This is a genomic window from Pseudomonas sp. P7548, assembly GCF_013386585.1.
Classification (GTDB): domain Bacteria; phylum Pseudomonadota; class Gammaproteobacteria; order Pseudomonadales; family Pseudomonadaceae; genus Aquipseudomonas.
The window spans coordinates 42,188-52,642 of record NZ_JACARO010000010.1; the positions used below are offsets into that span (position 1 = coordinate 42,188).

At 52.8% G+C, this 10,455-nt stretch carries 10 protein-coding genes and 2 pseudogenes; 3 read left to right on the plus strand and 9 right to left on the minus strand.

Features of this window, described 5'->3' with window-relative positions; all coding sequences use genetic code 11:
- Nucleotides 1-12: 12 nt before the first annotated feature.
- Genes HX803_RS04760 through HX803_RS04770 form a run of 3 tightly spaced genes read left to right on the plus strand, consistent with a single transcriptional unit; the run spans nucleotide 13 to nucleotide 3,810 of the window.
- Nucleotides 13-2,097 (plus strand): sensor histidine kinase, encoded by a 2,085-nt coding sequence (locus tag HX803_RS04760; protein ID WP_178919337.1) that lies wholly within the window; start codon nucleotides 13-15, stop codon nucleotides 2,095-2,097.
- A gap of 5 nt (nucleotides 2,098-2,102) precedes the next feature.
- Nucleotides 2,103-2,786, plus strand: a complete 684-nt coding sequence (locus HX803_RS04765) for a hypothetical protein (RefSeq protein ID WP_178919339.1) — start codon at nucleotides 2,103-2,105, stop codon at nucleotides 2,784-2,786.
- Entirely contained in the window at nucleotides 2,773-3,810 is a 1,038-nt protein-coding gene (locus tag HX803_RS04770; RefSeq protein WP_178919341.1) for a ComEC/Rec2 family competence protein, read from the plus strand. The genes HX803_RS04765 and HX803_RS04770 overlap by 14 nt, the downstream gene beginning before the upstream one ends.
- A 135-nt stretch (nucleotides 3,811-3,945) precedes the next feature.
- On the opposite strand, the pseudogene HX803_RS33080 reads toward HX803_RS04770, so the two are convergent.
- From HX803_RS33080 to HX803_RS04810, 9 genes and pseudogenes are all read right to left on the minus strand, one after another.
- Nucleotides 3,946-4,046: pseudogene (locus tag HX803_RS33080) on the minus strand (transcriptional regulator); the annotation flags it as partial.
- Nucleotides 4,047-4,241: 195 nt separating this feature from the next.
- Nucleotides 4,242-4,451, minus strand: coding sequence for a hypothetical protein (locus HX803_RS04775; protein WP_256732809.1), 210 nt, complete (start codon nucleotides 4,449-4,451; stop codon nucleotides 4,242-4,244).
- Between the two features lie 63 nt (nucleotides 4,452-4,514).
- Entirely contained in the window at nucleotides 4,515-5,357 is an 843-nt protein-coding gene (locus tag HX803_RS04780) for a chromosome segregation protein SMC (RefSeq protein WP_178919342.1), read from the minus strand.
- 98 nt (nucleotides 5,358-5,455) lie between these two features.
- Entirely contained in the window at nucleotides 5,456-8,344 is a 2,889-nt protein-coding gene (locus HX803_RS04785; protein ID WP_178919344.1) for a DUF927 domain-containing protein, read from the minus strand.
- Nucleotides 8,341-8,613 carry a DUF3077 domain-containing protein gene (locus HX803_RS04790; protein WP_177132769.1) on the minus strand — a complete coding sequence of 91 codons (273 nt, stop codon included), beginning with the start codon at nucleotides 8,611-8,613 and terminating at the stop codon, nucleotides 8,341-8,343. The genes HX803_RS04785 and HX803_RS04790 overlap by 4 nt, the downstream gene beginning before the upstream one ends.
- Nucleotides 8,610-8,894: a hypothetical protein gene (locus HX803_RS04795; protein WP_178919346.1), complete on the minus strand. Its 285-nt coding sequence runs from the start codon at nucleotides 8,892-8,894 to the stop codon at nucleotides 8,610-8,612. Before HX803_RS04795 ends, HX803_RS04790 begins: the two co-directional genes overlap by 4 nt.
- Before the next feature lie 530 nt (nucleotides 8,895-9,424).
- Nucleotides 9,425-9,730, minus strand: coding sequence for a hypothetical protein (locus HX803_RS04800; RefSeq protein ID WP_178919347.1), 306 nt, complete (start codon nucleotides 9,728-9,730; stop codon nucleotides 9,425-9,427).
- Nucleotides 9,727-10,008 (minus strand): AlpA family transcriptional regulator, encoded by a 282-nt coding sequence (locus HX803_RS04805; protein WP_178919349.1) that lies wholly within the window; start codon nucleotides 10,006-10,008, stop codon nucleotides 9,727-9,729. The genes HX803_RS04800 and HX803_RS04805 overlap by 4 nt, the downstream gene beginning before the upstream one ends.
- Before the next feature lie 100 nt (nucleotides 10,009-10,108).
- A pseudogene (locus HX803_RS04810) lies at nucleotides 10,109-10,455 on the minus strand (hypothetical protein); the annotation flags it as partial.

Here is a 10,455-nt window from a genome sequence, read left to right on the forward strand (position 1 = left end):
GGAGCTTAACACATGAATTCTCGTCCTTTAGGATTTAGATTTGCCCCATCCATCCTTGAGCGATTAGGTGAAGAGCTCGTACCAAACCTTGATCAGGCTATCATTGAGTTAATTCGAAACTCCTACGATGCAGACGCGTCTGAATGTACCGTAGAAATTAAAATAGATTTAATTAAAGGTGGGACAATCGTTATTTCCGATAACGGTTCGGGAATGACTTATGATCAAATAAGGAATAACTGGTTGGTCTTAGGTGGCTCTTCAAAAGAGAGTACTAAGCTTACTCGCAAGGGTCGGAGAACTGTCGGGGACAAGGGCTTGGGCCGACTAGCCGCGTTAAGGGCCGGGTCATCTGTAGAAATGATTACACGGCATTACTCGGTTAAGCCAAATGAAGCGTACTCTATAATCATCGATTGGAGTCAGTACGATAACGTTAAGGTGGTTGAGGAGGTTGCTCTTCCGATTAAAGAGAGCAGTCGCCTCGAATACGGCACGACTACGACTTTAAAAGGGATTAAGCGAGCTCTTGGTCGGAGCGAAACGGATCGGTTGGGGCGAAGTATCGTTCTTTTAACCAGTCCTTTTCAGGGTGAAAGTGATTTCAAAGTAAATCTCATTGCGCCGGATTATCCGGAGCTCGAGGCTAGAGTCAGAAATGGCTATCTTGATGACGCTGAGTATGTACTCAAAGCGGAGTTATTAGCTGACGGGTCAGGGTATGCAGAGGTGTTGGATTTTAAAGGCGATGTCCTTTATAGCGCCACATCTGATGAGTGGCCTACAAAGGCATCTAAGTTGCCATTGACTTACAATGCGCCGCCTGCAAGTTTTGAACTCTATAGCTTTGTATTTAACAAAAATGCTTTTTCCGGGCGAGGCTCAACCATAGCTGAAGTCAAGGCTTGGTTAAAAGTCGTAGGTGGAGTTCACTTTTATCATCGGCAATTCCGGGTCCCACCATATGGCGATGCCGGTCATGACTGGTTAGATATGAACCTTTCTCGAGCCCGCAGTCCGGAAGAACGTCCTTCTACAAATACTAGCGTTGGTCGAGTGATTGTGGACGATCCTGACGGCGTATTGAGGCAAAAAACTGATCGCTTCGGTTTTATTGAAAGCGAGGAGTTTTTTGAGATTCGACGCTTTGCGAAAGACGCATTGGAGTGGTTGGCTCGTCGTCGGTTACGAGATGCCGAAGCGCGCCGAGACTTACAAAAAATAACATCCAAAGCAGCTCCGGCCCAAGCCCGTACTGAACTATTGAATACGATTTCTCAAGCGCTACCTGCGCCCGAAAAAGAGAAAGCAATTAAGGCCCTCGATAAACTAGAGCAGAATTTTCAGAGAGAACTTCGTTCAACTCGTGAGGATTTAGTACTGTATCGATCCCTTGCAACCGCGGGAACTACGGCTGCGGTTTTCGCGCATGAAATCGGCAAACCTATTAGATCCATTGCAGGTAGTGAGAAAAGTATTCGCAGGCGAGTTAAGCAATACTGCTCTGAAGAGCTGGTTGTTAAATTTGAGTCTCCTCTAGACTTGATTGTTACTGCTTCAGAGCGGTTGACCCGTTTTGCATCGATGCAAATTGACTTTCTGAAGCGTGAAAAGAGGCGGCACGGTGCTGTAAATGTCAATAAGGTGATAAGAGCTCTTCATGGATTGTGGAAGCCTATTTTAGAAGATGCGAAAATTGAAATTGAATTGGCTCCATATAAAACTGACGATGCGGTGATATATGGTGCAGAAGCTTTGGTTGAGACTATTATTACGAACTGCCTTACTAACTCGGTTAGTGCATTCGAACGAGTTGGGGCTCGGACGAAAGATAGAAAAATTAAAATTTCAGTAAATGTTGAAGGTAATACGGTAGCGATAGAGGTTGAAGATAATGGACCAGGTATCAATATGGATGTTCAAGAAATTTGGCTCCCGGGTAAGACCACTAGGCAAGAAGGTACTGGCTTCGGGCTGACAATTGTTAAGGACTCGGTTCTGGATCTGGGTGGGAAATACAGTGCCTCCACTGTAAACGAATCGGGAGCAATATTTAATTTCGTATTTCCCTTGCTTACCAACCCTACTACTGTGTGATATTTATGAAGTCTATTAAGATTGTTGCGGTTGTAGATGATGATGATCAAGCTGCTTTGACTATCATTCATGCATTAGAGGATGGCCGTTTTGAGCCTTATCGGCAGGAGGCGGCAGAAAGTTTGTCTGCCCTTGCTGATCTTATTATTTTGAATTCGGATGCGGCAGTTTGTGATCATCGATTGAGGTATGGTGCATTTGCAGATATATCAGGTGCGGAGCTCGCGGCTGCTCTGGTAGAAAAAAGGCACCCCACAATTCTAGTAACTCAGTATTTAGATCAGTATGCCGACATCGCTATTCGTACTTATAGAAGTAGTCTTCCCGTTGTGTTGCGTCGTGAAGATGCAGATGAGCCGGAAGAACTCCGGGCGGCATTTGCTAGATGTGTCAACGAGCTTAGGCGTGGCAAAGTAGATGATAGAAAATTACATAGAACCTTACTTCAAGTCATGGACGTATCAGACGTAGGTGATGTGAAAGTTATAGATGCAATCGTGAATGGCTGGAATCCCAAAGACACCGTCAGATTTCCTTTGTCTTTAGTTTCGGAAGGTGATCAGGGTAGGGTGGCGCGATTTAGTATTTTGGAAGCCTTCACGAATGTAAGCGCTTTGGAAAAAGTTGACTTGTACTTTGAAAATGTAAAATTAGCCCCGGAACCGGAGTGGGACGATGGATTGCGGTGAAATTATAATTCTTGATGTGGGGCATGGGAATTGCACGATCATTAAGCATGGTGAAGAAGCCATTATTATTGATGCGCCGGGACGCCCAATTGTCGCCAAGGTTCTGGACGATTTAAAGATAAAGTCTATCCGTGCGTTACTTATTTCTCATGCAGATAGCGATCATCTTTCCGGGGCTATTCCAATTTTGATGAATGCGGCTCGCCCAGTTCAACAAGTATATGTAAATCCGGATAAGAGGAAAACTGATTCTTGGCTTCAGTTTAGAATAGCTGCTGGAGATGCTAGGAAGTTTCAAGGAACAAAGGTGTACCCTTCATTGAGTATTGATAGCCCCCAGCAGCTTACTATTTGTGGTACTACCATTCGTGTGCTTCATCCAACTCCGGAGATATGTCTTGCCACCAACGAGGGCGCACATATTGATGGCGTTAGGCTTGACGCGAATAGTATGTCCGCTGTTGTGCTCATAGAGCACGAAGGTGAAAGGATGTGTCTTCTTGCAGCGGATTCAGGGCGGCATAGTCTTAATACAATGATGGGTGAGAGGGTAGATATTAGTGCTCATGTTTTGGTCTTTCCTCACCATGGAGGGCATATAGGTGGAGCATCGGATAACAAGGAGTTTGCGAAGGAGCTAGTTTCTGCCGTTAGGCCAAAGTTGGTGCTTTTTTCGCTGGGGAGGGGGGCACATGGAACCCCACGGCCCGAAATTGTTGCTGGGGCTCGAGAAGCCATAGCAGGTAGTGCTCCATACATTGCATGCACGCAGATTTCTAAAAACTGTTCGGACGCTTTGCCTGGCAAGAGCGAGCGTCCACTGGTTAAGAACTCTGAAGGACTAGCTAAGAATCACTGCTGTGCGGGTACTATCATCCTTCCCTTGAGCAGGGGGGGGCTTGAAGGTATTATGACTGATCTAAGCGATCATCATGGGAAGTTTGTTGCGAGTGAAGTTCCAAACGCTCTTTGCAGGCGCCAGATTGCTCCAGTCGTTCCGCAGATAATTGCAGCTACAAGCTAATTTAATTTTCATTTTTGATTGATAAGCGTCGCATGGTCATCAGTGATTGCTTGTACCGATTCTGATTAACTATGAATTACGAAGTAAAGGCGGCCTCCTCAGAGGCCTCTTTATAGTTTGGCATTATTTAGTAATTCAACTTTCGATTGCTTCTAATCCATGCTCCGATTTCCATTCCTTTAGAGTTTTTTGATTGCCACCTTGGTCTCCACGACTTCGCCAGTGTGCGGATTTTTTGTAAGTCTTCAACTGACGACGTTTGCGAATGCGGCGCGAGCTTTTCCGGCGTAGAAACCGACACTGACATTTTCAATAGACTCTTCCGAAAGAGGCCATTAGGCCAGTGCCGCCTTAGATTAGAGGCCGTACTCCCTTAAGTCTTGTTTTAATGGCTTAGCCAAACGGAAGCTTCTTAAGCTCCCGTTTCTTCATCACCCTCCCTTTCTTTTGAGTTGGACGTCGATGAAATCAAGCTCTGCGTTGATTGCATCAATCGTGAGCGTTTCAACCTTGGTGATTTTGTTTGCTCTTGCGTTGAGTTTTTTCATGCCAGCGATGCCAACAATTATCCCGTTCAGATGCAGCTTTCGAGCCTTTAGGTCATCACGCATCTGAGCGCTGTTCTGTGGTGGTGGGTTCATGGGTAGACCTATGGTATGCCCGAATCAACCGGCCCTTGCCGGTTGTTTCGGAGAGGGTTTAGGTTAGGCCGCCAACAGGTCAAGCAGGCTGTGTTGGAGTGAGCGGTCTGCAAGTTCTTGCCAGGTCCAGCTTCCAAAGCGTTCGCCCTGTTCAGGGATTTCTAGCTTCAACAATGCAACCGGGTCTCGATTAATCAGGTTGCGTGCAGCCCACAGCTTGCCGCCCGTCTCCAGCAGTGCTTTCGCTGCTTCGTTCCATTGCTCTTCCAGCACGGTGTTCGTTAGGTGAGCTGCTTTGTTCTCGATCTTGGCGCGTTCTTTTTGTGCCTCTGTGATGTGCAGATCAATCGTCACCAGCTCCTGCTCCAGGGCGGTGATGAGCAGTTGTTGACGGCGATGATGCTCAACCGCAGCCGTGAGGTTTTTTGCTGCTTTTTGAGCTTCAGCGTTTGCAGCTTTCTCGCCCTCCACGTCGCCCCAGGCGACAGCCTGTGCATAAGCAGTGGCTGCGTCCGTTTCAGCTTGTCGAGCCTTTGCCATGTCTTCCTGATCGCTTTGGCGGACCTGCTGCAACCTGGTCTCGATGCTGGTGCGCTTTTCGTTAAGCTCCATCTCGTCGGCTTTCCAGTTCGCAATGTCGCTGAGGTAACCCGCAGCTAAGCTCTCACGGTTCGCCAAAGCCTCGAGGCGATCGATTTTTTGATTCAGGCGACAGATCTCATGATCTCGTGAGTCGATGCGTCTTTTGTGATCGTTGATTTCATCTTGTACTGCCCGTTGACGGCCTTGCTGGACAACCTCCGGGCTTTCCAGCGCCTCTTCGAAGGGCGCCAGGTCGCGCTGAATGCTCTCCATTTCGAGGGTCAGTGTGTCGCGGCGGTCTTTCAGTTCTTGGATAGTGTTCATCTGTATTGTCTCTGGGTACAGCGGTTGATAGGGATGGTTGTCGAACGGCTGGCGAGGCCGGAAATGAGCCGGTGCTACCTCGATCAGCAGGCATGCCGTCAGGCAGCCCTGGCCTCGCTCTCTTCCGAGCCCGGAATCGTCTTCACGATGTAGCAGCGTTGCTGACCCAGACCGGGTAACCGAACCAGGCTCGACGCCTTTCCGTCGCTGGACGGTTCCAGCACGCCTCGTTGCATCAGCTCCTTGTTCACTGCACTGATGTTCATGCCCTTGAAGATTTCGGCCCTCCAGGCTTCTGGCAGTACGTAGTAGGTGTTGGTGGTGTGCAGTGAGTCGCCCATGCCGTGTTCCATCGTCTTGCGAAAGCCGAGTCGATCAATCGTGCGTGGGCCGTGCTCATCGATCTTGGCGGCGGCAGATTCCCAGCGGGTAAAGCGGCTTTCTCCGAACCGTTCGATGACCTGGTGTAACCGCGCCAAGATCGCATCACCTTCGAAGTTACCGGCGCCGCCACGCTCAGCCAGCCACGCATGCAGACACACCCGTGCAGCCGTCGTGGCCGTACCATCAGGCCAACCGGTGACGCCGAAGGCGGTGGCCAATTCTCCGGCCGCTGCTGCGAGGCCAAAGCGAAGGGCTGCACGTTGTGCTTGACCACTGGCCGAGGCGGGTAGGTTTTGGGTGATGAACTGCTCCACCGTGCGGCGAATGATCACCGTCCACCTGAGCATTTCCCCAGGCGCACACAGAGCGTGTAGGAGGGCGGTGAGGGGTGTGCCGTAGTATTTGGCTACACGGGCTTTGAGCGCATCGGAGAGGGCCGCAGCGTCCTCAAAACCGTTCAGCACATCGAACATGCCGAGGCCTTTGCTGGCATCCGCAGGCACGGCGAGCATGCGCACCTCCATACCGGCTTTCAGCTCCTTGTTGGCATCCGCCATGTGCTGCGCCAAAGTCTTCTCGCCAGTCGAGAGAAACAGCAAGCGCCACTCCTGAACCTGTCGGCCCGCTTGTCCTCGATCATTCGCCCGGGCCTTGCCAGTGCCATTGCCGAGCATGTACACCGTCTCGCCAATAATGCGTGGGTCACACATGCCGATTTCATCCAGCACCAGGAGACCGTCTGAATGGGCGGCTGCGATGGACTCCAGGGCGTTATCTGTCGAGCGCCATGAACGCACCAGGCGCGGCCCGCCATAAACCGAGGCGGCGACTTGTAGATGAGTGGTCTTGCCCCCGGAGCTGTCTCCGTACAGGTGGAAGCCGCCTGACTCATGCCCGAGCAGGTTGAGCAGAGGTCCTGCAAAGGCCACAGAGACGACAAACGCCAAGCGATGGTTACCAACGCACAGCGCGCCGATTTGCTGCTGCCATTGCTCCAGAGAACCCGCCTCGCTGATCGGTGGCAACTGGGCACCTGCCTCATAAAAGTGCAGGTGTTCGGCGTGCGAGCCGATTTGCTGTTCGGGCAAAAGGAAGGCCTTGTCGTGCCAACCCAGGCGTGTGACCAAACGTGCGCGCTGGGTACTGTCGAAGCCGCCGAGATAGCTCTGCAGGTCATTACGGGCATTGCGTCCCGACCGACTTCCAGCGAGGCGTAGGCCCATGTCTACCAGTGGCCCAAGTACGTCCTTGCCGAAGTCGCCGGTCATGGTTCGGGCCGGAATGTTCCAGCGTTTTTTAGCGCCGTCCGGGTCATCGAACTCGACCAACAAGCCCCAGTTGTGGCCCTTGTCATCGCGAGTGCGAGCGATGATTTCCAGAGGCGAACACACGGGGCGTGCCTCGCCATCATCGCCGGAATAAAAGACCCCTTCAGGCGTCAGGCGAAAGCCGCCCGGCAATAGGTCATTTTTTGATTTCGCAGGGCGTTTGGCGGGCGCCTTAGCCTTAGCTTGTTGAGGCTTGGTGGGCTCAGCGGCACTGCCGAAAAACTCACCGCTGCGCACCAGCTCGGCGACGTGGCCAGCGGTCCAGCCTTTGGCTAACGCATCCGCCGCGTCATCGCCGTCTGCCCATTTTCCACCCTTGATCAGCGTAGGCTTGCCGCCTTTGCTGCTGGGCTTGAACTTGAACACGTCGAGCGAGATTCGTTGTACTGAGGCTGCGCCCAGCTCATTCAGCTTGAGCTCGATGGCGTCCATGCAGGTCTTGCCGCTGGCATCGTTATCCGGCCACAGCACCACCGTGCGCCCTTTGAGTCGCGTCAGGTCGGCCTTGTGCCAAGAGTTGGAACCGTTCGGCCAGCAGGTGGCCACGTGTTCGGGCATCAGTTCAGCGGCGGCGTCAGCAGCTTTCTCGCCTTCACACAGCACCACAGGCGCATCTGCACGCTGTACCAGCTCATCCAAGCGCAGCAATGGGCGAGGTTCCGGTAAGCCTTGCCAGCGCCATTGTGTGGTTTGTCCATCGGAGCGCTTGCACCAGGTCAACGGCGCAAAGACCTTTCGTGGTTTGCCGTCTTCATCGGGGCTTAAGTCGAAGCGATACATCGCCATGACCGGTTGGCCCTGCGCATCGCGATAGATCCACACCTTGGACGGGGTGCCGTGTTGTCGGTGCTTGGCTGGGCACTTGTTCATGGCCTCGACCGGGATCGGCTGAAGCGCGATCCACTCCGGCGCTGCTGGCTTAATCGGTGCGTTTTTGGTGGTTGCAGATCCTGCGGAAACGCTGAGCAAATCCGCCAGCTTTTTACAGGCCTCAACATCGGTGCCGCCGTCGATGTAGCGCACCAGGTCTATTAGGTCGCCGCCCTTATCGCCGGTGGCGAAATCCGCCCAGGTACCTTTGCTCAAATTAACCTTGAGTGAGCCTGCACGTTTGTCCGTGCGCGTGGGGTTTGGTGCGGTGTATTCCTTTCCGCCGTCGACGCGTTTCCCGTTTGGCAGCCAGTGAGCAAGTACGCGGTCGATGTTCTTCAACGCGGCGCTTTTTACGTCGGCAAAGCTGGGACGTTTAGAGGTGTTGCCGGTGCGCTGAGTCATGGCGCTGTACTCGCTGCACACAGTGCATCGTTCACATCATCGATCAGCGCTTTAGCCATCTCGCCCAGGTAAAACGCCGGCCAACTGAAACGCTCGCCTTCGTCACTCATGGCGGCATCGAGGGTCAGTTGATTGGCGTAGTGCTGAAACAGTGAAATTGCTTCAAGCGCATCCTCAAGGGGCACGCCTGCATTCACCCGAAATAATTTCTGGTGGGTGTCGTTGGCACACGAGAACTCGGCACGCCCGAGAGTGGTGGCAGTGTTCACAGGGCACCGCCTTTCTGGCCCATTGGCACAGAGGAGGCGTCACCATACAAGGCGAGTGTTTTGATCAAGCCCAAGGTGCCGCGCACGTCCCAAATAACGGACGACAGTATGCGGTTGGAGAGGACGGGTTTATCGCCGTCTAAATGATCTTCCAACAGCATGAGAACTGAGTCGGCACGGTCGAGGGCGCAAGTGATGGCATCAATGGGAATGCCGGCTTCGGCGTCCTGGCTGACACAGAGCAGATCCTCGGGTAGTGAAAAGCCTGGGAGCATGCTCATTGAGCACCCCCTACGGCTTCCAGGGCGCGAGCCTTGGACATGTGTGCGTTGTAACGGGAAAGGCGTGTAGCGAGGCTGGAGTTGGCGTGTAAAGCGGCGAGAGCCATTGCCCGATGAGCAGCGGCGCGAATTTTGGACGGATTGAGGGTACGCATTTGGTGACGCTCCTGTATGTGAGGAGCTGCCACTGATCGTCGCCAAACGAATTAGGGTGGCAGCTGTGCGCGGGTTGGCGAACCGGGCATACAGGACCCCGGCAGACCCGAAGGTCTCCCACGCACAGCCGCCATAAAGCAGGAATGCGGGCACAAAAAAAGCGCCTGCAATCGGTATGGGGGCGCCTGTGCGCCTGTATGTGCTCGGGTCGCCAAACCCGTTCGCTGAATTTGCAGCGACACCCAGAGAGTAACGCCCGTTTTTTGAAAGTGCAACTGTGTAGATCACTTGCGGATTTTTTCGATGCGGCATAAATTGGTCATGCATGTAGATTTACCTCAACGCCTCCGGTTGCCGCCGGGGGCGTTTTCGTTTCAGGCATGGATGTCCCAGCGCAGGGAGACAAAGGGCAACAGGTCGCCTTCGAGGCAGGCACGTGCATCCTCGTAGGCGTCTATCTGCTGCCCTTCGTCGACGATCATTGCTTGAGGGGCTTGGCAGGGAACTGACAATGCGCACCAGATTCCGTCTGCCCAGCGCATCACTAAAACATCCCGGCCCAGGCGTTTTTGCTCTGTACGGTGGCGTTCGAAGCGTTGCATCCACCGAGGGGTAAATCCGACTGTTCTGAGTACAGAGAAGGGCTGTAAGGTGGCCCTATTGGCGACTCGATTTTTCATGCTGCCACCTGGTCGCGAGCCTCTATGCGGCTTCGTGCCCATGATTGGATTTCAGATAAAACCCAAGCTACGGGCGCGCCGCGAGAGTTGCTGTTGCTCAATTTGACGGGCAGGGGAAAGCCGCTATCTGTGCGCTGCATGAGTTTGTAGATGGTGGAGCGCTTCATGCCCACGATCCGCTCGACCTCGGGCATACGGATCAATGTCGACGATGCGTCAAACATTGGGCTTGGAGTGGTTGGGTTAAGGCGGGGAATTTCAGTGATAGGGGCTTTCATAGGTCTTGCTCTCGACTGGTTGGGACTGAGAGCAATGATCTAGGTGCAGGTCGGTGATGAGCAGTTCACTTCCAATTGAAATCCGATTGAAATTTCTGGCTTACAGCACGAGATAATGTTTGAGAATGGCCTCAACTCTTTTGCGGGTGAGGGCTTTTTCGGTCTCAAGCGCAATCCACTCAGGCCGCTGTTTTGGCGGTTTTTCTACCTCACCTTGTAACCAGGCATGCACCTTCGTTGCAATGCCGCGTTTGGACATCCCCGCTGCGCGGTAGTGACGACCCTGTTTAACTATCGCGGCGTCTCGAACGCTAATCTCCTCGTTACGGCCCATGCCACTGATGATGCCGCCTTTTTTGCGGATGGCATTTTTAATTGCTCGGTCGGCGATAGGTCTTAGTTCGTCGTCGGCAAGGCAGGGTAGGGAGTAAGCGTCCGAACTACACC